This window comes from Demequina oxidasica, from assembly GCF_000975115.1.
GTDB classification, from domain to species: domain Bacteria; phylum Actinomycetota; class Actinomycetes; order Actinomycetales; family Demequinaceae; genus Demequina; species Demequina oxidasica.
In genome coordinates, this window is sequence record NZ_BBRE01000001.1 from 424,230 (window position 1) to 446,994 (window position 22,765).

The 22,765-nt window shown below is 63.0% G+C and carries 27 protein-coding genes and 2 tRNA genes; 10 read left to right on the forward strand and 19 right to left on the reverse strand.

Annotated features, from left to right (window positions below):
• Positions 1–756 (reverse strand): ABC transporter ATP-binding protein, encoded by a 756-nt coding sequence (locus AOP77_RS01910; RefSeq protein ID WP_084622155.1) that lies wholly within the window; start codon positions 754–756, stop codon positions 1–3.
• Positions 757–828: 72 nt separating this feature from the next.
• Here AOP77_RS01910 and AOP77_RS01915 point away from each other — a divergent pair, with 72 nt between their 5' ends.
• From AOP77_RS01915 to AOP77_RS01925, 3 genes are all read left to right on the forward strand, one after another.
• Positions 829–1,545 carry an ABC transporter permease gene (locus AOP77_RS01915; protein ID WP_062208622.1) on the forward strand — a complete coding sequence of 239 codons (717 nt, stop codon included), beginning with the start codon at positions 829–831 and terminating at the stop codon, positions 1,543–1,545.
• Positions 1,542–2,282: an ABC transporter permease gene (locus AOP77_RS01920; protein ID WP_062208624.1), complete on the forward strand. Its 741-nt coding sequence runs from the start codon at positions 1,542–1,544 to the stop codon at positions 2,280–2,282. Before AOP77_RS01915 ends, AOP77_RS01920 begins: the two co-directional genes overlap by 4 nt.
• Positions 2,283–2,430: 148 nt before the next feature.
• Positions 2,431–3,447 (forward strand): glycine betaine ABC transporter substrate-binding protein, encoded by a 1,017-nt coding sequence (locus AOP77_RS01925; protein ID WP_201774077.1) that lies wholly within the window; start codon positions 2,431–2,433, stop codon positions 3,445–3,447.
• 241 nt (positions 3,448–3,688) lie between these two features.
• On the opposite strand, the gene AOP77_RS01930 is transcribed toward AOP77_RS01925, so the two are convergent.
• Positions 3,689–3,761 (reverse strand) — tRNA-Lys (locus tag AOP77_RS01930).
• Between the two features lie 115 nt (positions 3,762–3,876).
• On the opposite strand from AOP77_RS01930, the gene bcp reads away from it, so the two are divergent.
• The gene (gene bcp, locus AOP77_RS01935) at positions 3,877–4,359 is read left to right on the forward strand and encodes a thioredoxin-dependent thiol peroxidase (RefSeq protein ID WP_062208632.1); all 483 of its coding nucleotides are present in this window, start codon (positions 3,877–3,879) and stop codon (positions 4,357–4,359) included.
• A 100-nt stretch (positions 4,360–4,459) separates the two neighbouring features.
• Positions 4,460–4,544: transfer RNA gene (locus AOP77_RS01940), tRNA-Leu, on the forward strand.
• A 121-nt stretch (positions 4,545–4,665) separates the two neighbouring features.
• Here AOP77_RS01940 and trxA read toward each other — a convergent pair.
• Positions 4,666–5,037 carry a thioredoxin gene (trxA, locus tag AOP77_RS01945; protein WP_062208635.1) on the reverse strand — a complete coding sequence of 124 codons (372 nt, stop codon included), beginning with the start codon at positions 5,035–5,037 and terminating at the stop codon, positions 4,666–4,668.
• A gap of 132 nt (positions 5,038–5,169) precedes the next feature.
• Here trxA and AOP77_RS01950 point away from each other — a divergent pair, with 132 nt between their 5' ends.
• Complete coding sequence (locus AOP77_RS01950) at positions 5,170–5,712, forward strand: DUF4916 domain-containing protein (protein ID WP_152649731.1); 543 nt, start codon at positions 5,170–5,172, stop codon at positions 5,710–5,712.
• 185 nt (positions 5,713–5,897) lie between these two features.
• Here AOP77_RS01950 and rdgB read toward each other — a convergent pair whose 3' ends face one another.
• The 10 genes from rdgB to AOP77_RS02000 all read right to left on the reverse strand — a co-directional run bounded on the left by rdgB (position 5,898) and on the right by AOP77_RS02000 (position 13,607).
• The gene (gene rdgB, locus AOP77_RS01955; protein ID WP_062208659.1) at positions 5,898–6,536 is read right to left on the reverse strand and encodes an RdgB/HAM1 family non-canonical purine NTP pyrophosphatase; all 639 of its coding nucleotides are present in this window, start codon (positions 6,534–6,536) and stop codon (positions 5,898–5,900) included.
• A gap of 2 nt (positions 6,537–6,538) precedes the next feature.
• On the reverse strand, positions 6,539–7,282 hold the full coding sequence (gene rph / locus AOP77_RS01960; protein WP_062208662.1) for a ribonuclease PH: 744 nt from the start codon (positions 7,280–7,282) through the stop codon (positions 6,539–6,541).
• A 24-nt stretch (positions 7,283–7,306) separates the two neighbouring features.
• Positions 7,307–8,080 (reverse strand): MBL fold metallo-hydrolase, encoded by a 774-nt coding sequence (locus AOP77_RS01965; protein WP_062208665.1) that lies wholly within the window; start codon positions 8,078–8,080, stop codon positions 7,307–7,309.
• Positions 8,077–8,883, reverse strand: a complete 807-nt coding sequence (gene murI, locus AOP77_RS01970; protein WP_062208668.1) for a glutamate racemase — start codon at positions 8,881–8,883, stop codon at positions 8,077–8,079. The genes AOP77_RS01965 and murI overlap by 4 nt, the downstream gene beginning before the upstream one ends.
• Complete coding sequence (locus AOP77_RS01975; protein WP_062208671.1) at positions 8,876–9,523, reverse strand: DUF2017 family protein; 648 nt, start codon at positions 9,521–9,523, stop codon at positions 8,876–8,878. Before AOP77_RS01975 ends, murI begins: the two co-directional genes overlap by 8 nt.
• A complete protein-coding gene (gene clpS, locus AOP77_RS01980) occupies positions 9,520–9,807 on the reverse strand; it encodes an ATP-dependent Clp protease adapter ClpS (RefSeq protein ID WP_062208674.1) in 288 nt (95 codons plus the stop codon). The genes AOP77_RS01975 and clpS overlap by 4 nt, the downstream gene beginning before the upstream one ends.
• A gap of 86 nt (positions 9,808–9,893) precedes the next feature.
• Positions 9,894–10,181, reverse strand: a complete 288-nt coding sequence (locus tag AOP77_RS01985) for a DUF3039 domain-containing protein (RefSeq protein ID WP_062211332.1) — start codon at positions 10,179–10,181, stop codon at positions 9,894–9,896.
• A gap of 42 nt (positions 10,182–10,223) precedes the next feature.
• Positions 10,224–11,828, reverse strand: coding sequence for a hypothetical protein (locus tag AOP77_RS01990; RefSeq protein WP_062208677.1), 1,605 nt, complete (start codon positions 11,826–11,828; stop codon positions 10,224–10,226).
• The gene (locus AOP77_RS01995; RefSeq protein ID WP_062208680.1) at positions 11,810–12,619 is read right to left on the reverse strand and encodes an ABC transporter ATP-binding protein; all 810 of its coding nucleotides are present in this window, start codon (positions 12,617–12,619) and stop codon (positions 11,810–11,812) included. The genes AOP77_RS01990 and AOP77_RS01995 overlap by 19 nt, the downstream gene beginning before the upstream one ends.
• A 22-nt stretch (positions 12,620–12,641) precedes the next feature.
• Positions 12,642–13,607: a calcium/sodium antiporter gene (locus AOP77_RS02000; protein ID WP_062208683.1), complete on the reverse strand. Its 966-nt coding sequence runs from the start codon at positions 13,605–13,607 to the stop codon at positions 12,642–12,644.
• A gap of 215 nt (positions 13,608–13,822) precedes the next feature.
• Between AOP77_RS02000 and AOP77_RS02005 the strand changes: the two genes are divergently transcribed.
• The 4 genes from AOP77_RS02005 (at position 13,823) to AOP77_RS02020 (ending at position 18,451) form a co-directional block, all read left to right on the forward strand.
• Positions 13,823–14,929 carry a fatty acid desaturase family protein gene (locus tag AOP77_RS02005; RefSeq protein WP_084622159.1) on the forward strand — a complete coding sequence of 369 codons (1,107 nt, stop codon included), beginning with the start codon at positions 13,823–13,825 and terminating at the stop codon, positions 14,927–14,929.
• Between the two features lie 386 nt (positions 14,930–15,315).
• A complete protein-coding gene (locus AOP77_RS02010; protein ID WP_160300026.1) occupies positions 15,316–17,097 on the forward strand; it encodes a leucine-rich repeat domain-containing protein in 1,782 nt (593 codons plus the stop codon).
• Between the two features lie 245 nt (positions 17,098–17,342).
• Positions 17,343–17,576, forward strand: coding sequence for a hypothetical protein (locus AOP77_RS02015; protein WP_062208689.1), 234 nt, complete (start codon positions 17,343–17,345; stop codon positions 17,574–17,576).
• A gap of 371 nt (positions 17,577–17,947) precedes the next feature.
• Positions 17,948–18,451: a helix-turn-helix domain-containing protein gene (locus tag AOP77_RS02020; RefSeq protein ID WP_062208692.1), complete on the forward strand. Its 504-nt coding sequence runs from the start codon at positions 17,948–17,950 to the stop codon at positions 18,449–18,451.
• A 93-nt stretch (positions 18,452–18,544) separates the two neighbouring features.
• On the opposite strand, the gene AOP77_RS02025 is transcribed toward AOP77_RS02020, so the two are convergent.
• From AOP77_RS02025 to AOP77_RS02045, 6 genes are all read right to left on the reverse strand, one after another.
• The gene (locus tag AOP77_RS02025; RefSeq protein ID WP_152649733.1) at positions 18,545–18,847 is read right to left on the reverse strand and encodes a hypothetical protein; all 303 of its coding nucleotides are present in this window, start codon (positions 18,845–18,847) and stop codon (positions 18,545–18,547) included.
• Between the two features lie 64 nt (positions 18,848–18,911).
• On the reverse strand, positions 18,912–19,403 hold the full coding sequence (locus tag AOP77_RS02030; protein WP_062208698.1) for an ImmA/IrrE family metallo-endopeptidase: 492 nt from the start codon (positions 19,401–19,403) through the stop codon (positions 18,912–18,914).
• Between the two features lie 599 nt (positions 19,404–20,002).
• On the reverse strand, positions 20,003–20,794 hold the full coding sequence (locus AOP77_RS02035; RefSeq protein WP_062208700.1) for a hypothetical protein: 792 nt from the start codon (positions 20,792–20,794) through the stop codon (positions 20,003–20,005).
• A 205-nt stretch (positions 20,795–20,999) separates the two neighbouring features.
• Positions 21,000–21,308, reverse strand: a complete 309-nt coding sequence (locus tag AOP77_RS12595) for a WhiB family transcriptional regulator (protein ID WP_369345400.1) — start codon at positions 21,306–21,308, stop codon at positions 21,000–21,002.
• A 124-nt stretch (positions 21,309–21,432) separates the two neighbouring features.
• Positions 21,433–22,521, reverse strand: a complete 1,089-nt coding sequence (locus tag AOP77_RS02040) for an AAA family ATPase (RefSeq protein ID WP_062208703.1) — start codon at positions 22,519–22,521, stop codon at positions 21,433–21,435.
• Positions 22,518–22,721: a hypothetical protein gene (locus AOP77_RS02045; protein WP_062208706.1), complete on the reverse strand. Its 204-nt coding sequence runs from the start codon at positions 22,719–22,721 to the stop codon at positions 22,518–22,520. Before AOP77_RS02045 ends, AOP77_RS02040 begins: the two co-directional genes overlap by 4 nt.
• Positions 22,722–22,765: the final 44 nt, after the last annotated feature.

Below are 22,765 nucleotides of genomic sequence, written 5' to 3' on the forward strand. Positions count from 1 at the left end.
CTACTTCTTGGGCGCCGCATCGAAGTCGGCAAGGAAGTCCTCGACAAAGTCGTTTGCTGGGCGCTCGGTCACGTCCTCGGGGGTACCTAACTGTTCGAGAACTCCCCCGCGTGAGAACACAGCGATGCGGTCGGCTAACAGGACGGCCTCGCGGATGTCATGGGTGACCATCATGACGGTGGTTCCTAACGATCGCTGCAGTTCGCGGAACTCACTCTGAAGTCGACGGCGCCCCTGTGGGTCCACCGCGCCAAACGGCTCGTCCATCAACAGCACTGGCGGGCTCACAGCGAGCGCTCGGGCCACTCCCACTCGCTGACGCTCGCCACCGGACAATTCGTGCGGATAGCGGGGGCCATAGGTGTCCACCGGCAGCCCCACAAGGCTCAGGAGCTCGTCAACACGGGCTGAGGTGTCCTCCTTGGACCAGCCCAGCAGTCCTGGCACGGTGGCCACGTTCTGTGCGACCGTGCGGTGCGGGAAAAGCCCAACGTGCTGGATGACGTAGCCGATGCTGCGGCGCAGTTCCACGGGGTCCTGACTCAGGATGTCGGTGCCGTCAACGGTGATGCTTCCGGAGGTGGGCTCGACAAGCCGGTTCACCATCCGCAGCGTCGTTGACTTGCCGCAGCCCGACGGCCCAACGAGCGTCAGCACCTCACCCGGCTTGACCGTGAGGTCGAGCGAGCCCACCGCGACGGTCCCGTCCGGGTACTCCTTGCGAACGTCTGTGAACGTGATTCCGGAATGCTCCATGCCGACACGCTATCGCGTCGCGACCGGCGGTGAATATGCGGATTCGGTGTGTCGCGCGGTAACGTCGGGCATATGGATGCGCCTCCGAACCCGTGGTTCTCATGGCAATACCTGGAAAGAAACTGGGGCGAGGTGGTCGATGCGCTCGTTATCCACATCGAACTTACGCTGCTCGCAGTGACAATTGCGGTCGCCATTTCGCTGCCGCTAGCAATCCTTGCTCGACGTATCCCCCGGCTCTCAGGACCCATTATGGGCTTCACAGGGGTGCTATATACGATCCCTTCTTTTGCCCTGTTCGCGCTCCTCGCCCCCTACACCGGCATCGGCCGCACCACCGTCCTGATCGGACTCGTGATGTACGCCCTGCTGATCCTGGTGCGCAACATCGTGGTCGGCCTTGAAGGCGTGGACCCAGACGTGGTCGATGCCGCGAAGGGGCTTGGGTACTCCCCCACCAAGCTGTTGTTCTCGGTCGAACTGCCTAACGCCCTGCCCAGCATGATTGCCGGGCTCCGCCTCGCGACCGTCTCTACCGTCGCGCTTGTCACCGTCGGAGTAGTGGTGGGATACGGCGGCCTGGGACAACTGATGTTCCGTGGCCTTCAGTCCGACTACCGGGCCCAAATCGCCACCAGCGCCCTGCTGTGCCTAGCGCTAGCGTTGATCCTGGACGTGGTGCTTCTCGCCGCCGGCCGCCTCGCCATGCCGTGGAACCGTCAGCAAGGCAAGCGGGGATCGCGGGCCGCGCGTAAGTCGGCACGCGCACAGCTGGAGAGTGCCTCATGAGCACCATCGAAGACGCGTGGAGCTACCTCACCACCGCCCAGAACTGGACAGGCGCAAACGGCATTACTACCCCCACGTTCGATGGCGGTTGGACGTGGGCGAATGACTCGATCATCGCGCTCGGCATCGAGCACATGTTGATGTCCATCGCCGCTGTCACGATTGCCGCAATTTTGGCGCTACCGCTGGGGGTCTACCTGGGCCACGTGCGTAAGGGTGGGACCGCCACCGTCATCGTCTCGAATGTCTCCCGAGCTATGCCTACGCTGGCGCTACTCACCCTCTTCGCCGCATCGGCCATTGGCTTTGGCAACAAGGCCGTCATCATCGCGGCGGCCATCTTTGCGTTCCCACCCATCCTGACCAACTCCTTTACAGGGATGGCGGACGTGGACCCAGACGTGCGCGACGCCGCCCGGGGAATCGGGATGACGCGCTTCCAAATTGCCACGCGAGTCGAGTTACCTCTCGCGGTGCCACTGATCGCCGCGGGCCTGCGCACATCCTCAGTCCAAACGGTCGCCACGGTGCCGCTAGCCGCCCTCGTGGCCGGAGGTGGGCTCGGAGTCATCATTAACACGGGAATCGCCACACAGCGCTACGGACAGGTGCTTGCTGGCGGAATCATCGTTGCCCTGGTCGCGCTGACTACCGACGCCGTGCTGGGACGCCTGCAACGACGCGTCACTCCCCCGCAGTTGCGTGCCGCCGCCGCGGCCGCTAAGGCCAGCGCCTAGAACAGTCAGTCACGATGTGGTCACGTTCGACCCATCCGGAGCGCCGCAGGCTGCGAACGTCAAATACCCTGGCAATGTGCGTTGCGGGGAACAATTGCCACCGCAGCGTGGTTCTCAAGGTGTCCGTCCCTAATAACGAGGAGTCCCCATGCACATCCGACAAGGCCTTATGGCCGCTTCGGCAGTAGCAGTTCTTGCGCTTGCCGGCTGTTCTTCTAGCTCCGACGACGACGCATCCGCGGCACCGTCTACGTCACACACCTCTACCCCGGCAACGAGCGACTCGGCCATGGCCCAGGAATGCTTGCCCGTACCCGGCGACAACCTCGTGGTGCTTGCCGACGACCAGCAGTTGCAAAACTCAGACAACCTGATCCCTGAGATCGGCGCAGAGTTCTACGACGCTCAGCCCGCCGTGGCTGAGGCGCTCAATGTGGTCTCCGCAGCACTGGACACCGACCAGCTGATCGCACTGAACAAGGCCGTCGACATCGACCGTCAGACGTCCAAGGACGTCGCGAAGCAGTGGGTGGATGACAACGCACTCAAGGCGCCCACCACCGGCTCCGGGGACGTGATCATTGGTGCGGCGAACTTCACCGAGAACATCACCGTGGCGGAAATCTATGCAGTCATTCTGCGCGACGCTGGTTATGACGTTGAGGTCCGAGACGTGGGTAACCGCGAGACCTATATGCCTGCGCTCATCTCCGGTGAGGTCAACATTGTGCCCGAGTACGCAGCCACCGCCGCTGAGTACTTCAACATCGCCGCAAATGGCGACGGTGCCGAACCGGTTGCTTCCGGCGACATCACCGCGACTGTCGCGGCACTCACCGAACTCGGTGGCGACGCGGGGCTTAAGTACGCGGAAGCGTCCGCCGCTCAGGATCAGAATGCCTTCGCCGTCACCACGGCGTTTGCCGAGCAGTACGGCGTCACCTCGCTCAGCGAACTCGCCTCCACCTGCGGACCTATCTCGCTTGGTGGACCTCCCGAGTGCCCCGAGCGAGTGCAGTGCCAGCTGGGCCTCCAGGACACCTACGGTCTGGAGTTCAATGACTTCCAGTCGCTGGACGCCGGTGGCCCGCTGACCAAGACCGCGATCCAGCAGGGACAGGTTGCCCTGGGACTCGTGTTCTCGTCTGACGGCTCGCTCGGCTAGTCGTTCCCCCAACGCAAAGAGGGCCCGGTCCATGTGGACCGGGCCCTCTTTGCGTTGCCTGCCTTCGCTCGCGAGCCGCGCGACGATTGTGTTTAGTGGCGACGGGAACACTCAGCGCATCTCGTGGGAGTGGCGTCCTGAGGACGGCTGGCTGCCCCTTTGCGATCGCACCGCCTATCGCATCACCTAGCCACACGCAGAAGGGCCCAGTCCATGTGGACCGGGCCCTTCTGTCTAACTGTGCGCCATCAGGGACTCGAACCCCGAACCCGCTGATTAAGAGTCAGCTGCTCTGCCAATTGAGCTAATGGCGCATTCACACCGTCAACCGGTGCGACTGACAACTTTAGCAGGCACATGGGCGAGGTGTGAAATCCACGTGTGTTGGCGCTGTTTTGCAAGCCGCCCCCGGGCGATATCGTGGAACGTATGAGCAAAAATAAACTGAGCATCGGCGATGAAGCCCCCGACTTCACCGCACCCACCGACGACGGCACGTTCACGCTGACCGAGCACCGCGGCAAGAACGTGATCCTGTACTTCTACCCCGCAGCAATGACTCCTGGCTGCACCACTCAGGCCTGCGACTTCCGCGACTCGCTGAGCGCACTTGCCGCCGCAGGCTACGAGGTGGTGGGAATCTCCAAGGACACCCCAGAGAAGCTCGCGACGTTCCGTACTGAGGAGGGGCTGACGTTCCCGCTGGTGTCGGACCCGGAGAAGACCGTGCAGGACGCCTACGGCGCGTGGGGCGAGAAGAATTCGTACGGCAAGATTGTCACCGGCTCAATCCGCTCCACCTTCGTGGTGGACAAAGACGGTCGCATCGCGCTGGCGCAGTACAACGTCAAGGCGACCGGCCACGTGGCCAAGTTGCGTCGTGACCTGGGGATTGACTCCTCGTCACGATAAAGGATGCGCAGCAGCCACTCCTGTCTCGTGACGAACGTTGAGGCATGACCCTGCCATCGCGTATTCTTTACGCGCGGCCTGCTTCGGTAGAGCCGCGCACGCGCGAGTGGCGGAATTGGCAGACGCGCTGGTCTTAGGAACCAGTGTCTTCGGACGTGCGGGTTCAAGTCCCGCCTCGCGCACCACCTTGCGGTGTTTCTGACCCGCGACGCTCAGAGACGAAGAAGGCCCCCACCGGGTTACCGGGTGGGGGCCTTCTTCGTTGCGTCGTCCGCGCGCCTCTCGGCGTGACGGCGACCTTAGTTTTTAGTGCTCGGCCGCGTCGTGCTCGTCGATCTTGGCGCGGACCTCGTCCATGTCGAGCGTCTCGACTGCCTCAACGAGCTGCTGAAGCGCGGGGCCGGGAAGCGCGCCGGCCTGGTTGAAGACCATGACGCCGTCGCGGAACGCCATCAGCGTGGGGATCGCGGTGACGCCGAACTTGGCGCCAAGCTCCTGGTGAGCCTCGGTGTCAACCTTGGCGTGCACGATCTCGGTCTTGTCCTCCGAGGACTGCTCGAAGATGGGAGCGAAGCGCTTGCAGGGGCCACACCACTCGGCCCAGAAGTCAACGAGGACAATGCCGTCCTTGCTCACAATTTCGTCAAACGTTTCGGTGGTCAAATCTACGGTTGCCATCTGTTCCTCTCTTGTGGGGGCTGTCCCTCTGGTCGCTGTAACGCGACTTCGCAGCGCTTCATTCCCACCCCAGGTTGGCATGCCTCGGCGCGCATCGTGTGGGCCACGCGGAGACCCTGTAGAACAGAGGGTATGACCGACATGGCCGAACTCCCGTCCGAACCCTCAGGGTGGCTCAGCGAGAACGAACTCGAGCAGATTCGCGGCGAGCTTCCGCTGCTCTATATCAACGCGATTCCCGTGCGGATCAACCCCATGGGCGAACTCACCGAGGTGGGCCTCCTGCTGCGTGTGGACGACGGTGTGATGTCTCGCGCCATCGTTGCCGGGCGTGTCCTGCACCACGAGCGCATCCGCGAGGCACTGATGCGCAACCTCGAGAAAGACCTGGGTAGCGTCGCGTTGCCCCGCATTCCCACGAATCCCCAGCCGTTCGCTGTCGCGGAGTACTTCCCTACCCCTGGCTTTGGGCCGTTCACCGACACTCGCCAGCACGCCGTCGCATTGGCGTTTGTGGTTCCCGTCGATGGTGACTGTGAGCCCAGCCAGAACTCCCTCGACATCGTGTGGCTCAGCCCCGAGGAGGCCGCCAGCGAAGAGGTCGCTCGCGAGATGACCGGTGGCCAGGACGTACTGCTACGTCAGGCGCTCGCCCACTGCGGCGTCCTTCCGTAGCCTCGCTGCGTTCGGTCCACGCCTACGTACGGACGATGCTTGGGCCAGCTTCCGCCCGCCCCTCCAGTGTGCGTTCACACGGATAGGCGGTTAAGTTCTCCGTCTGAACGCACCGAGTGTGCGTTCAGACGGTCAGCTCGGCCACTTCACCGTCCGGACGCGCGCAACCTGGAACCCTACGAGGCCTAGAGGTGCGCTGCGACGTGGGGGGCCAACGCGCGGAACGCGGCCCCGCGGTGCGAGATTTCATTCTTCTGCTCGCCAGTGATCTCCGCAGTAGTCACGTCGAAGCCCTCGGCCACAAAGATGGGGTCGTAGCCGAATCCACCGCCTCCAGCAGGCTCGCGCGTCACGTGACCCAGCATGCGACCCACCTCGACGTATTCGTGGCCGTCCGGCGTCACGAGCGCCGCGGCGCAGACAAACTGCGCATCCCGGTGCTCGTCGGGCACGTCGCCCAGCTGGTCGAGGAGTAGCCGCAGGTTCGCAGCATCGTCCCCGTGTGAGCCTGCCCAGCGCGCGGAGAACACTCCGGGTGCCCCTCCCAGGACGCCCACGGAGATGCCGGAGTCGTCCGCAATGGCGGCCACCCCCGTCGCCTCGCACAGCACCCGCGCCTTGATCAGCGCGTTCGCCTCAAACGTAACCCCGTCCTCGACGGGAGCCGGGGCGCCAAGCGATCCGGCATCGGCTACTTCCTCGCGGGTCAAGCCCGGGACGAGAGGTTCGAGAATGGACCAGATCTCCCCCACCTTGTGGGCATTGTGTGTCGCGATCGCGAGGCGCACACCAGCGCCGGCGCCGCCCGATGCTTCGGCCGTCATGGCTACTTGCCCAAGTCGACCGCGAGCGCCGCCTGCTGCATAAGCGTCAGTTCCAGGTTGCCGGTCGTTGCTAGCTCAAGCAGCTCGTCGAGCTCGGCCTTGGAGAAGGTCTTGCCCTCAGCGGTGCCCTGCACCTCGACAAATCCGCCGGAGCCGGTCATCACCACGTTCATGTCCGTCTCCGCCCGCGAGTCCTCTTCATAGGGCAGGTCCAGCATGGGCAGGCCGTCGATGATCCCCACGGAAATCGCGGAGATCGAGTCAGTCAGCGGGTTGGCGTCCGCCTTGATGGCGCCGTTGGCCTTGCCCCAGGCGATCGCGTCCGCGAGCGCCACGTAGGCGCCGGTGATGGATGCCGTGCGGGTGCCACCGTCGGCCTGTAGCACGTCGCAGTCGAGCACGATGGTGTTCTCACCCAGCGCCTTGACGTCGACAATCGCGCGCAGCGAGCGCCCAATCAGGCGGCTGATCTCCATGGTGCGGCCGCCAATCTTTCCGCGCACGGACTCACGACCGTTACGCGTATCAGTGGCGCGCGGAAGCATGGCGTACTCGGCGGTGACCCAGCCCTCGCCGGAGCCCTTCTTCCAGCGCGGCACTCCCTCGGTGAACGACGCGGAGCACAGCACTCGGGTGCCACCAAAGGTCACCAGGCACGAGCCCTCTGCGGAGGACTGCCAGCCGCGCTCAAAGCTCACGGGGCGGAGTTGGTCAAGGGAACGGCCATCGGCGCGGGGAGTAGTCATGCCACGAGCCTAGGCGATGCGAGGCTAGACGACGATATGCATGCCGGGGCGCGCGATATCGAGGGTCCCGCGGTAGTGCGTCCCCGCCTCAAGTCGCGTGGCGTTCGGGTCGCCCCACGGCGGCAGGTGCGTGACAATCAGCCGGTCGCACGCGGCCTGCTGCGCGACCCTCCCCGCGTTCAGCGCCGTGATGTGCATCCCTTCGGGCGCATCGTCGCTGTCGAGGAAGCTGGCCTCGCACAGGAACACATCGGCGTTAGAGGCCACCTTCTTCAGCCCGGCACACAGGTCCGTGTCCCCGGAGTACGCGATCACCGCCTGGGCACGCGACTCCAACTCACTTGGACCCTCGATGCGCATCGCGTAGGCGGGGATGGGGTGAATCACGGACTCCACGTGGATTGTCATGGGGCCCACCCGCACCGGGGTCCCCGCCTGCCACGCGAACATAGTCAGCGCGCGCGTGCGGTTGCCCTCGCCGCGCAGCTCGTCGATACGACTGGCGGTGCCGAAGGGGCCGTACACGAGCGTCTCACCCGGGCCGTCTGGATGATACGAGAGGTACGTATGCAACGCGGCAAGGTCAGCGCAGTGGTCATGGTGCAAATGTGAGACCGCGACCGCGTCGACCTCAAGTGGGTCACAATAGCGCTGCAGCGCACCGAACGCACCAGAGCCAAGATCTAGCACCACACGCCATGTCCGGCCCTCGGCGTCGTCCGCCTCGATGAGATAGCAGGACGCGGGCGAAGCGGGTCCTGGCACCGCGCCCGAGCAGCCCACCACCGTCAGCCTCATGAGCCCAACGATTCCACTTGGCTGACGACGGGCCCTAGGAAGCGCTGAGCGTGGGCCTCGAAGTCGGCGCGCTCCCCCGTCGCAAAGAAGCGGTGGGCCGGCGGGGCCGAGGCCGTACGTTCGAGGCCATTCGCGGCCAGCGCTCGGAACACGTCGATTGCCGTCTCCGTGGCGCTGTCCACCAACGTCACCCGTTCCCCCATGACGTAGCCAATCGCTCCCTGCAGCATCGGGTAGTGAGTGCAGCCCAAAATCAATGTATCGATGTCCGCGTCCTGCAGCGGTGCAAGGTATTCACGCGCCACCTCGACAACCTGCGGGCCAGTCGTAATGCCGCTCTCCACCAATGGCACGAAACTAGGGCAAGCTTGAGAGAAGAGGGTGACGTCGGGGGCCGCTGCTAGCGCATCGTCGTATGCGCCGGAGGTGATGGTGGCGGTGGTTCCAATAACGCCGATGCGCCCCGACTTTGTTTGTGCGGCTGCGCGCCGAACGGCGGGAACGATGACCTCGACAACGGGCACGCCGCGTTCGCGGCTGAAGCGCTCGCGAGCGTCCCTCAGCACGGCGGCCGACGCTGTGTTGCAGGCGATGACCAATAGCTTCACACCGTCTTCCACGAGTTGATCCATGATGTCGAGCGCGTGCGTGCGTACGGCGGAGATGGGCAACGGGCCGTAGGGACCGTTCGCGGTGTCGCCCACGTAGTGGATTGACTCTGCTGGCATCATGTCCATGATGGCGCGCGCAACCGTAAGGCCGCCTACCCCGGAGTCAAAAACACCGATCGGCGAGTCATTCATTGCGTTCCCCTTCCTCGCTACTGACGACGAACGTCACGAGAGACTCCTGTAGCCACGTGAGCGCCTGGTAGAGCATGCCGAGCCACACCCGCTCGGGGTCCACCATCAGGTCGTCCTCGGCATCCGTGTCGAGTGCGTGTTCGGCGAGCTGAATCTCCGTGTGAAGCCGGTCCGCGTCCTCGTCGGAATCGAGGGAAAGTCGCGAGGCGAGCACCAGCCTAATATCGGTGAGCGCCGCCGCGGTCGCCATCGCGTCCTGCCGCTCCACCTCCCACTCAGGTCCGTCCTCGCTGAGTTGCTCCCACATCTTGCGTAGCCTGGTGACCTTGGTATCACGCAGCTCGCCTTCAGTGAGGCGGCGGAACTCACTCGCCACCTCCCGGTCGGTGGGCGCGGCATTAGGCAGCAGGCGCAAAATAGCGGGGTCGTCCGGCTCGGTGAGCGAGTCCTCTAGCCCAGCCAGGTGCGCGAAGATCTCGTCCGCCTCGTCTCGCTCTGGGCGCACGGGCTCGGAGTGCATTCCGAAGGCCTCGCCGCCCAACAGCAGGCCCACGTCGGCCACGATGCGCGCCACCACGGCCCGCTCGTCCTCGTCCAGTTCGGCGACGGCCACGCCGTCGCGCTCGGTGAATCCCCTCACTGACCGCTCCGCTGCATAGTGGCCCACAGGCCGTACCCGTGCATCGCCTGCACGTCGACCTCCATTTTTTCGCGGCCACCAGAAGACACCACGGACTTGCCGTTCTCGTGTACTTCCTGCATGCGCGCCTCGGCCGCCTGGCGGGTGAAGCCAAAGTAACTCTGGAAGACGTGGGTGACGTAACTCATCAGGTTGACCGGGTCATTCCACACGATGGTGACCCAGGCATCGTCCAGGCGAGTTGCGACGTTGCCCTCGGGCTCGAGCTGTTCCTGGGAATCCACGCTCTTAGCCTACGGCGCGGCGGCCTCACCACCCCGCATTGAGCCGATGCGTCGTTACCTGAGTGGGTAAGCCGGGTCGGTTGTGACTACTCGTCGCCGTCCTGCGGGCCAAAGCGGCCGTCGATGATCTCTTTGCATTGCGGACACACCGGGAACTTCTGCGGGTCGCGACCAGGGGTCCACACCTTGCCGCACAGAGCAATCACGGGCTCGCCGCTCATCGCGGACTCCATGATCTTCTCTTTGCGCACGTAGTGGGAGAAGCGTTCCGCGTCGCCGGGCTCTGCTAGCTCACGTACCGTGGTGCGCTCTATCGTGGCGGTGCCGCCCTGCGGGAGGCCGGTCTCGGGTGCGGGGGTCATAGGCTCGCTCATGCGCACCATGGTACGACGTGCGCCGCCATCATGCGCGCTCGCCTACGTGACCGCCGCAAGCAGTCTGCCCGCTCGGGAGTCGTAGGCGCGGCCGGCGACACGCACCCCGGCAATGTATGCGATGGGCCCCATGGCAAACCCCGCAGCGCATGCCAACCACGCCCAGCGAGGATCCACCGCCAGCGCCAGCACCAGGGGCACGATCACCAGTGGCAACAACACCACTGTGGCAGTGGAGGACACCAACTGGGCCACTAGGCCAGCACCTACGGAACCCACCTCCGCTCCGAGCGGGTTCTCACCGGGTGCCGGCGCCCTGTACGGAAACAACACCGAGGACACCGCAGCTACCCCCAGCGTGAGCCCGAGCACCCCGACGCACGCTCCCACCAGCGCTGGAGCAATGTGCCACAGTCCGCTCCACATGACGATCGCGGCGCAGGCCACGAGGGTCGCGGGCAGCGCCCAGGCGACGATGGCGGACATCCTGCCGCGAAGCACGTCGGTTCCGATGCGGCCTGAAACCACATCCAGCCAAAGTGCGCTCGAGTCGTAGGCCACGTCGTTGTGGCGGCCCCACCCTATGGACGCGGCGAGTAGCACCGGTGCCGCGAAAGACCAGCGGACATCCAGTCCCGTCACCGGCATCACCAGCGCTATGAACACCACTGGAAATACGAACACTCCCATCATGTTCGCGAGGTAGCGGGGATCCGAGAACCAATAGCGCAGCAGGCGCGACCGGACGGCAGTGGCCGCGACCGACATGGGCGGAAGCACCCCACGGATTCGCGACCGCTGGGCCGAGGCAATGATCGTGTCCTCCCTGCGACGCGTTCCTGCTCCTCGAAACTTTGGATGAACCAACGCGTGCGTCACGTTTGCCCGCCACGCGCCCCACAAAACTAGGACCCACAGCACCTGCTCACCGAGCCGCCACGCCACGCCCCACCAGTCACCCGCAGCAGCGGCATTGGGGGCAGACATCCCTGCCCCGAGCGGTGTCACGGCGGCTTGGTCGAGGAACACGACAAGATAGTTCTCCAGCACCGCATCCAAGCCGTCGCTGAAAAGCACCCAGGCCAGCGGTGCCACGAGCGCGAGTCCCACGGCGATCATGGCAATGGCCGCGCCCCGTGCGAGGCGGGATGCGAGCACCCGAGTGCTCCACATCGCTGCAACGCGGGCAACGAACACCAGCGACAGCACGGTGAGCAATGCCCCCGCTATCGCAACGGTGACGGCTCCGGCCCCGCCGTCGCGCCACACCGAGGTCAGGATGAGGAAGAACACGACGAAGAACGCGACAGGAATGGTGAGCAACGCCGCAACGGTAAGGCCGGCCATGATCCTGCGAGCACTCACCCCAAAGGATGCGAAGCGCCCCGGGTCGAGCGTGTCATCGAGTCCGGTGATCAGAATCGGCACGCTCACCCAGCCGAGCGTCAACAGCAGAACGACCCCCACCAGCACATCCTGCCGAAACTCCGAGCTTTCCCCTGTGAGCGCACTCGCGCCCCAGAACGTCCACGGCAACAGCACAAGCATCCAGAGTGCGCCGCCGATGACAATCAGGATTCGCCAGCGCTCTCGCTCCAGCACGTGACGCTGTGTGCGGAACTTAACCGCTAGGACTGACGCAACCACGTCAGGTCTCGCTTATCTGCCACGTCGCCGATGAGGTCCACGAACCGGTCCTCCAACTCGCGCCCGCCGCGCACCTCGTCGAGTGTGCCCTCGGCCAGAATCTGCCCGCCACCAATGACTGCGACCCGATCACAGAGCCGTTCGACCAGCGCCATCACATGGGAGGACATCACCACTGTGCCTCCCGACTGAACGAAGGCCGTGAGGATGCGGCGAATCGCCCCCGCGGAGACGGGGTCGACGGCTTCGAACGGCTCGTCAAGCACTAAGACTCGTGGGGCATGCACTAGAGCGCACGCGAGCGAGATCTTTTTGGTCATGCCCGCCGAGTAGTCGGTGACCAATGTGCGCCCAGCACTATCGAGGTCGAGCGCTGCGAGCAGGTCATCGCGCCTCTCGAGTACGGTGCCGCGGTCCATGCCCCGCAGTAGCCCGGCATAGGAAATGAGTTCAGCGCCAGTCAGGCGGTCAAAGCTGTGCAGCCCGTCGGGGAGGACCCCCAGCATCCGCTTCGCCTCGTCGGGAGCGGTCCAGAGATTAACTCCATGGATATACGCCGTCCCAGAGTCCGGGGTCATCAGTCCCGTCGCCATCGACAAACTCGTGGTCTTGCCCGCACCGTTAGGCCCCACCACGCCGTAGAAGGAGCCCGCGGGGATGTCGAGGTCAATCGCGTCTACAGCGAGCGTGGCACCGAATCGCTTGGTGAGCTTGCGCAGCGCAATCGCGGGCACGGCCACCTCGGGGTTGGCGCCCGGAAGCAGGGGCGCTCCAGCGCTCTCTTGACTCATGACGTCAGGTTATACGGCACCGTTAGCCAGCCGTCACAAGCAGCAACGTTGTGTAGGCAATCCAAACCACGAGCAGTACTGATCCCTCAATGCGGTTGATACGGCCGCGCCCCATCCGCCCCCAAGCGAACACCACCAACAGGATGGTCATGATTCCGACCATGGGCAGGTCGCGCGTCAGCACCTCGCTGTCGACGGCGATGGGCGTGATCACACCGGCGATTCCGATCACACCGAGGGTGTTGAATAGGTTGGAGCCGATGATGTTTCCCAGCGCGAGGTCGTTCTCGCCCTTGCGCGCGGCCGCCAGCGATGCGGCCAACTCCGGAGCAGAGGTTCCGATCGCGACAACGGTCAGACCGATGACGAGGTCCGACCAGCCGAGCGAGCGGGCAATCTCAACGGACCCCCACACCAGGAGCCGCGAGCCGGCAACTAGCAGTACCAGTCCGACTACCAGCCAGGTCCACGCTGCCTTCTTGCTGAGTTTGGTCGGGTGGGTCTCGACTTCAGCCTCTTTAGCCAAGTTGTCACTGCGGTGCGCTCGCGCGGACATTACAGACCAGGTGATAAGCACCAGCAGCAGCACTAGCAGGATCGATGCGTCGGCGGTCGAGATCGTGCCGTCCAGCATCAACAGCCATGCGACGGCGGTGGCGGCAATGAGGACGGGCAGTTCCTTACGCAGAATTCCCCGGTGAACCATGATCGGCAGGACAATCGCAGTGACACCCAGGATCAGTCCGATGTTCGCGATGTTTGACCCCAGGGCGTTACCAATGGCTAGCTCGGGATTGCCGTCAACGGCCGCAAACGTGGAGACGACCATCTCCGGGGCGGAGGTGCCAAACCCGATCACCAGCATTCCGATGAGCAGCGGGGCCATACCAAGGTAGCGAGCCACACTTGCGGCGCCGAGTACGAACTTGTCGGCGCTCCAGGCGAGAATGGCCAGGCCGCCGATGGTGGCGAGAATTGCAAAGGTCATGGCAGAAGCGTAACGACACCAGGCATCGGCCGTCGGAGTGTCGTGGTTTGAGTTAGTTCGTGTCGCTTTTGCCCACGTAATTGCGTGACTTTTCCAAACCAGGCGTTCCGCACTAGCCATCTAACCTACGGCACCGTAGGATTAGGGGAACTGAACCAAGGGTGTTCCACCCAGTCCTCGACTGAGAAGTCGTTGTCCGATATCTCAGGAGAGACATGCCGAATCAAGCCGCACCCGAAGCAGGGTTTGCTCCGACCGCGACCGTGACGTCGTGGCCGTTCCCCGTGAACTCGATCACGTCGACGTTCACCGAACTCGCCAGCACCGTCCGCGACCTCGGACTCCTCCGCCGTCACTATGCGTTCTACATTGGCTCCGCGGCCGTGCTCACGCTAGCGCTAGGCGGGATCATCACCGGTTTCATCCTGTTAGGCGACTCGTGGTTCCAGCTCTTGATGGCCGGCGCGCTGGGCCTCTGGCTCACGCAGGCCGCATTCCTCGGCCACGAGGCCTCGCACCGCGTCATCCTCGACTCGGGCCCAAAGAATGACCGCCTGGGCCGCTGGATCTCGACGCTGGCCGTGGGCATCAGTTACCAGTGGTGGATGAACAAGCACTCGCGTCACCACCAGAGCCCCAATACCAAGGGCAAGGACCCCGACATCGAGATGGACACCATCTCGTTCGTTGATGAGGATGCTCAGAAGGCCACCGGTCTGCTCGCCGCGATCACGCGCAAGCAGGGTTACCTGTTTTTCCCGCTACTCACCTTCGAGGGTTACAACCTTCACTACCGTTCCGTCGCGTCGCTGTTCGCGAACGGAACTACTAAGCAGAAGTGGACCGAGTTGTCGCTGATCGTCGCGCACTTCGTGATCTACCTGGTGCCCGTCTTCCTGTTCCTGCCGCTGGGCATGGCGTTCGCATTCGTGGCTGTTCAGATGGCCGTATTCGGCGTCTACATGGGCGCTTCGTTCGCGCCGAACCACAAGGGCATGGCGATCATTCCGGCCGATGCCAAGGTTGACTTCTTCTCCAAGCAGGTTTTGACGTCGCGCAACATTCGAGGCGGCTGGTTCATGACCATCCTCATGGGCGGCCTGAACTACCAGATCGAGCACCACCTGTTCCCGAACATGGCACGCCCGCACCTGGCCAAGACCCGCGAGCTGACAATGATTCACTGCGAGACGCACGACGTGAAGTACACCGAGACCGGGCTATTCCAGTCCTACGGCATCGTCATCGACTACCTCAACCGCGTCGGCCTCCAGGCACGCGACCCGTTCGACTGCCCCATGGTCAACAAGTGGCGTAGCTAGTTTTTCGCGCGCATCTGCGCTGCACCAAGAACGGCCGCCAGCTCACGCTGGCGGCCGTTTTCGTGTTCGCGGTCGGGAGGGCGCTGGCCGTGACCTACCAGTGCACGGCCTGGACTTCCAGATCGAGCACCACTTGTTCCACCACGCGCCGCGCCCGCACCTGGTGATGCCCCACGAGCTGACAATAATTCACTGCGAGACGCACGACGCGGAGTAGACCGAGACCGGGCTATTCCAGTCCTACGGCATCGTCCTCGACTACCTCAACCGCGTCGGCCTCCAGGCACGCGACCCACCCTAAAAAAGGACCAAATGGTCGATATCATTGCACCGGACTAAAAAGTCCACTAGTGTTTGAAGCACACTCACCTGGGGGACCAATGCCGATGCTCAAGAGACTTACCGTGGCCGCCTGCCTTGCTGCCATCACCGGGGCCGTTGTCACGGCGCCAGTTAGCGCCGCGCCCGTCGAGACGGACGGAGGGTTCGAGTTCACCTGCGACTCGTCGGGCGACGCCAATATCACTGGCTACGTCGGCACAGACCTGGACATCACCATCCCAAACACGCTCGAGACTGCTGCGGCGGCGACGTGTGACGTCGTGTCCATCGACCAGAACGCCCTCAAGCAGATCGAACTGAACTCAGTAGCAATCCCCGCAAGCGTGACGTTCATCGGTGGCGAAGCCTTCGCATTGAACGAACTCACGAGCGTCACCTTCCTTGCCCGCACCACCAATCTGACCGTCTACGCGGGCGCCTTTGCCGACCAGCAGAATTCCAACGGTGAAGTGACCGGTTGGCTCGACAGCGCGGGTGGACTCTTGCCGGACATTCCGCAGTCGTACCAGGCGGGCGACACGTTCACGGCGGTCTACACCCCGAACTACCTGGTCACCCTCGACTACGCGGACGGAAATCCCACCAACAGCTACCGCGTCCCTGAGAACACGCGTCTAGACGGCACCGAAGTCACCGGCCCCCTCCTCACCGGGAAGAAGTTCGACATACTGTTCGACGTAGCGATGGACCCGGACCACCCGCTTACCGGTTGGAAGACCGCTGCCGGAGCCGACTGGGATCCCACCACTCCCGTCACGAGTGACATCACCCTCACCGCGCAATACGGCGATGGCTCCACTGCCCCACCAACGGCCGACCAAGAATGGATCGTCACGTTTGATCCCGCGAACGGCGCAGGCACGTCCTGGACAACAGTCAAAAATGGCAAGCCCGTGGATGAGCTGGCAGCGCCCGCGTCTGGAGACAACGGCGAGTCGACTTTCCTGGGCTGGTTCAGTGGCGCTGGCGACCTGTGGGATTTCACCTCTGCGATCACAGCGGACACCACGTTGACCGCTCATTGGAAGCCGCCGGTAGCCACTAAACCTGTGCCACCATTCATCGTCGCCCCTAAGACCATCACCATTCCTGATGTGAATCTAATAAGTCAGGAATCGCAGGACCTCATCCCCATGGTCCAGACCACGTTGACAATCGATGTGCCGTTCGATTTCAGCGACAAGGGCACACTCGACCTTGGCGGCGACATCGAACCCGCGCAGACTAACGGGGGGAAGGTGTCGAACGTGTGGCTATTTGGGAGAAGTCGGCAGCCTCTTGAAGTAGGTGGTTGCGCTCAGCTGCCTCGGGAGTTTGTCCCTCCTAAGGAAGGTGAGGCAGTCGATCTCAGCCAACTCCCTCAAGGTTGCCTCGACGCCATCGACGAGGCAACTGTGGTCGCCGGTCCCATGACTGACACTTATCAGGATTGCGAACCCATAGCCCACCTTGGCGCCTACTGGGCCTACCGAGGCGTATGCGTCTCCATTCGGTCTGAACCCATGTACCTCGCAAGTTCGACGTTAGACGCGACCGGCAAGGCCACCTTCACGTTCACGCTTCCTGCGGACTTCCCACCCGGGCAACACACGCTGGTGTTCTCGGTAGCCGGCGAGGAAGTGCAGTTCCCCGTGACTGTAGCGGCCGTTCCGGCCGCGGTCACTACGGCCGCGGCACCTGAGCTCGCCCAGACCGGCCCAAGCGAGGCAATGATGCTCGGTAATGCCGCGGCGATGTCGATCGCGCTCGGTCTCTACCTGGTGTTCCTTGGACGCTCACGTAAGCCCGGCTTCGCCGGACGCAGTAGTGGACCGGGACTGGCGTAGTAGCCGCTCGTCCCCCACGCGAAAGTGGCCGCCACCCCAACCGGGGTGGCGGCCACTTTCGCGTAACAACAGGGATGACCTGTCGCTATAAAACGACAGAGTGGTGGAGATGCCGGGAATCTCCCGCGAACACAGTTTTACCAGGGGCTTTTAGTTTTTTCGGGTTCGCCAGTCCACTCACGGACTAAAGCGCCCGCCTCGATGTTTGCGCATCGGACGGGCTGACGAGCTAATAGGAGCCCGCCGTGAACAAATCTACCTCGACCTCCGCCCCCACGACCAGCCGCGCCGATGAAGTCGCCGCATGGTTGATTGACGGCCACGTCGCCGCTGCGATGGACGCCCGCGACACTGCGGCCACTTTGCTAGACCTGGGCCGCTACTGCGAGGGCCTTGACTACGACCGCGACGCCGAACACCACCAGGGCATGGCGTGGATTGCGAACGCGGTCGCCACGCCCTACCGCCTCGCCGCCTAGCGACTCTGTATCGCTCCCTGGCGCTCTGTCAGGTGGCGGTGCAGGGCTTCTAGTCCTCGGCGCTTTCTCTACGTCTCAGCCGCCAAACGAGACGCCCGGTAAATGGAGCGTGACCGGCCTCCCGCCTCGGCGTTGTGATCGTTCCTGCAGGACGTCGCCCGGGTTCCACTAAAAACGCGTTCACTCAGTGAAGGCGCTAATTGTCGTGGGGCAGATCGGCTATGCGAATGGATGCCGGGGCAATCTTTGGGGAAGGGGACTCTCCGGGAGATTCAGGTGCGCAAGCACTCCGAGCCTTTTGTCAGTCCTCAGCAATAGACCAGAAGAACCACGTCGGGGTGGCCTCGGCGTCAACAACACATGGAGGAATCATGAGTATTTCAGCAGAGCAGATGAAGGGTGCCCCGGAATGGGCTACACGTTACGAAATGAACGACGACGACAGCGCGGGTTGGTTCGTGCGCGACCTGACAAGGCACGTTGACATGACGACGATAGATGGAGCCGTCGGGGGTAGCGCGCAATTGGTTCTCGAGAACGGTAGGCCGTTCGTAGTCGATGGCCCCACGGGCGAGTCGTGGGCCGACCCCAGCGAACTTCGCAAGCTCGCCGCGCACTTGCTCAACGCAGCAGACGAGTGGGACAAGATTCGCAACGCCGAGATGCGCCGCGAAATGGCAGGCAACCTCGCACGATTAATGGACCAGCGCGGCGTGGACGTCGCCGGCCTCGCGGACAGAATGGAGATCAACGCGGAGCGCGTCGAGGCATGGCTCGACATGTCAAAGGAACTCAATGTCACAGAAGTCGCGATCATCTGTCACATATTCGGCGTAGACCCGAGCGAAATGCTCCCCGCGCGATTCTCGTCCTGACACGCAAAAACGCCCCGCTCGTGGCCTCAACGGCTACGGGCGGGGCGTTGTGCATCCAGTAGTTCACAGGGGGCGGGTCTAAGGTGTGATCCTCTAATCGTCACGAGTATCGGGAAAGAGATGTCGGGTGATGATCACGAGGATGCCAATCACTTGAACAACGCTGGCCGCAAACCATGCACTAATCACCGTCGGACTTGCGTTAGCGCCCATCGTCCCTAAGTAATTGCTCAAAACAATGAAACTAGCAACGATCGTGGCTACAACAACAGGAATGGTGCTCCAGAAAACGATGCGGCGCCAGAGCGTGTTCTGCTTCTCCTGCTTCGCACGCTCCTCCTTGATCTTTTCGGCGGGAGTCTTTTCGACCCTGGTTTTATCCGTGGCTTGACCCACCAGGGACTCGTCGAGTTCTATGTCCCCGCTAAGATCGTCAACTGAGTACTCGTCGCCACCCGCACTAACCAATTTCTAAGCCCAGTGACCTGCAACGCTGGAGCGCTGCGGCGCGACTGACGCCGAAGATACGCATAAGGTCCCGCACTCGCGCTCCATCTTCACACTCAGCTGTAAATTCTGTTGCGGGCATGAGGAGATTTGCCGCGAAGTGCTCTGCGTACCATTCGTGCGCGTTGCGGAGTTGGCCGCGGTGCTCGACGAAGGAGAACTCAGTGTCGCCGCGCTCCCTACGTTCCCACCAGTGCCCGAGTTCATGAGCGCAAGTGAAATTTTGTCTAGTCTCGATCTCATCGCGATTCAAGTAAATACGGGCATTCGCGTTCGCTTCTTTGACAATCTTGCCCGAGACATCCGGCCCGAGGTTCGCAGTCCACACCTCGATCTGAAGCGCCTCAGCAATTCGCATGGGGTCCACGGGAAACTCGCCGTCCCAGAAGTCGTCCAACACCAGGTCAGCTGCTTCTCTCGCAACTTCCTTAATGAGTCTCGCCATACGTCCACCTCCTAGAACAATGTCAACATAGCACCTGCCAACTTGATGCATGCTCACCGAATCACAGTGCACTGACATTGGGGCCCCGATCTACAGCCTTGATGACGCGCCGGAGCAACCATCTTTCTCACTTTCAAGGCCAAGGCCTCTGCGGGTAGTTGCATTTCATCCTTCAGATTGAATCAGGGCGATTCGTGCCGCGAGGTTGTCGCGCGCGAGGTCGCAGTCTGCGAGCTAACTTCTTCGACCCCCTAGAACGGGCTCTCGCGGACTGCACCCATTGCGGTGGGGGCTTACCGAACGCCGTGCCCTCATGGGGGAACGTAGTGGTTACGGCATCGTCGGGCACTGCGTTGCTGTTTTTTTCTTGGTGGAGAGAGATTGCTTAGTGCCTAGGGGTGAGCGCGTGCCCCCTGGGTGGGGTACCTACCCCCTGGTGTGAGACGAATGCTCATTTCAATCTGACATCTCCGTGTGTGAAAGTCTCAGTGCCAGGGGTGAGCGCGTGGCAGAGAGCGTGCGGGGAGGGTGCCCAGGGGGTCATAAGCGACCGTGGTGGGCGTGCCGGTGCCTGCTCAACACCAACACGCCCACACTGACTAGCCTTGGCTCAGTAGTCCTGGTGCGGAGGCATAGGCCTGTCGGTTGACGCGCTCTTGTTCCGCGGCGTGGCGGTTGGTGAGCGTGACCCGCAGCTCCTGGCGTTCCTTGCGTCGCTCGGCGTACTCGGTGAACGTCGCGAGGGACAAGGGTCGCGCGTGCTGGGCGGGGATCAGCGCGTCCCACTTGCCGGGGTGTGCCTCGTCCTCGTGCGGGCCGGCGAGGATCAATGCGTCATATTCTGGGCTTAGCCGCGCGAGACCGGTCGCGAGGGCTAGGTGCTTCCAGGCCGTCACGACGTCCCCCAGCGTGACGAGAGCTTCCCTTGCTTCCGTCTGGGCCTGAATGTCTCCCAGTCGAGTGGAGTGGTCGTTGGCGAAGTCCTTGATGCCCAGCGCGCTTGCCTCCTGGATCCGCGCGTCGCATTCATCCACGATTGTCGCCATGCTTGCCACGATCTCATCGGCGCTGTTGGTGAGCGCCTCGAGCCGGATGCCGACTGCCTCGGTTGCGAGGTGCGTGGCGATGTCGGGCTGTGCGAGGTCGATGCGCGTCAGTAGATCTTTTACCGTTGCGGATTTCGCGGGGTCCTTGCCTGCTGCCATCGCGTCGGAGACTGCTCGGGCTACCTCCGCACGGGTTGGCGGTGTCGCCATGGCGGTGAGCTTGTCGGCCCGCTCGGTCGCCTCGAGGTAGGCGCTGGACATCTTGAGTCCGACGCGGCTCACGTAGCTCTCGACCACGGTGATGTTCGCGTTTACTGCGTAAGAGTTGCTGGAAGTGATGCTCATGTGATTCTTCTCCTGGTGTGTTGTGGATGGTTGTGTAAATCGTTCGCCGGTCATGGCCTGCTCGCCTTCGCACCCTGATTCGCAGGGCACGACGATTCGTGTTTCACAATGACTCTCGTGCCACCCTTGGCCGTCGCCATGATTAGCTGCGTTGCTTTGCAGTGATCGCAGCCGCCTAACATGGTGAACTGCGACGTTGGGTGAGTCATGATGCGATCGCCTCCGTGCTCGTCTCACGCGAGACTTGCCGACGCTGTGCCTCATTGAGGCCTCCGTAGATTCCGACCTCTTTCGGGTGGGCAATTCCGTACCGTTGGCACGGCTCCTTGACCGGGCACCGCGCACACTCTTCGGCGGCGAGTGTGGCCTCGGCTGGATCGTCCGATGTCCAGAACGATGGAGGCAAGACATCGCCACTACGGCACGGCACCGGCTGACGTTCATGTGTGGACTCAATGAGGGCGTTCAGACTGCGCCAATCGGCCACGAGTGCCGGGGGCATTGGTTTGGGCATGTAGGTCACGAGTCACCCCTGTAATAGGGGCACGTCGATTCGTGGGCGATGGTTACCACGAAATAGCCGGGCCGGACCTTAGGAATCGGAGCGGATGCCCCACAATCTGGGCAAGTGATGCGGTCTACCATTCCGCACTCCCATCTCGCGACCCCTCTATGTGTGTCCCATCTGTCCCGTTGTCCCATTCGGGATCTAGTAGTGAATCCATTGGGACACTTGGGACAGTGGGGACACATGCATACAGGCCCCGTCCGGACTTTGTGATGCGCCCCGCCTCTGCAAGCCGCGCGAGGTAGCGGCGAGCGTCGGGGACCTTGAGCGCTTCCTCGACTTGCTTAGGAGTAACTGGCTCGGCCCGTGCCGTCACGTACTCGACTATTTCCGTGGATCTATCTCCTAGACCCTCGATCGGCTTGAGTTGCTGCGCCATACGTGCCGCATCGGCCAGGCTGTTGCCGTCGAGCGTCCATCTGCCATCATCAGTAGTGACGGCATATTCAGACTCTGGCACGTCGCGTCCAGTGACTTTGAGCGTGCCCGCATTGCCGCCTCGAGTGCGCGCCAGGGTGACCGTGAAGTCTGCCGCACCGTTGAGGCCATTGGTGCCACTGGTCGAATCCATCCAGTCCTCACCGGCAGCCCGCTTGTTGGTGTGGTGGACGACAATCAGGCAAGTGCCCGGCGCATTGTCCGCGAGTTCTTTCAGTTGCGAGCCGATCCGATAGTCACGGTTGTATGCGCCCTCGCCCGGCAAGGCGGGCGGCATGACCTTGCCCAAGGTGTCGAGCACCACGAGCGGGTTCTCGGTGCCGTAAACCTCGAGCCATGCAGCGATTGTCGGTGTGACCATTCCTGGCTTAGCGATAGTCAGGTAATGCAGATTCGCGGGTATTGACTCGCCCTCGCCAAGGAGGTGACGGGCGCGGGACTGCAGCCGCTTCTCGCCATCCTCGAGCGCGAGCATAAGCACCGGGCGGGGGTGCCCGGTGGCAACCTTGCCGAGCGCTGGGAGTCCTCCGGCGACCGCGAGAGCGATTCCGTAGGCGGCCCAGGACTTGCCGGTTTTGGGTGCTCCGGTGAAGATCCCGAAGCCCTCTGGAAGGATGCCGTGGACGGCCCACACGAGCGGATCGAACCGCATGGCATCCAATTGGTCGCCGGTACGAATATTCGCGAGCAGGTCGTTTTCGGTTGCGCTGAGTTTGCTCATGCGACGCCGCCAAGTTCGCCGATCTTGATCCACCAGTCACGCATACGCCGCGGTGTGGCCTTAATCTCGACTGATCGTGTAGCGATCAATCGCACCCATGCGTCGCGATCCACCGCGATTACTTTGGACGGCCTCGAATTGAGCGCAATTACTTGGATGGGGATGGACGGAGGCAGCTCCTCGGCCGCCCGTAGTTGCATGGCAACATCCGTACGCGATGTATCGATACACGCGGTGAATGTCG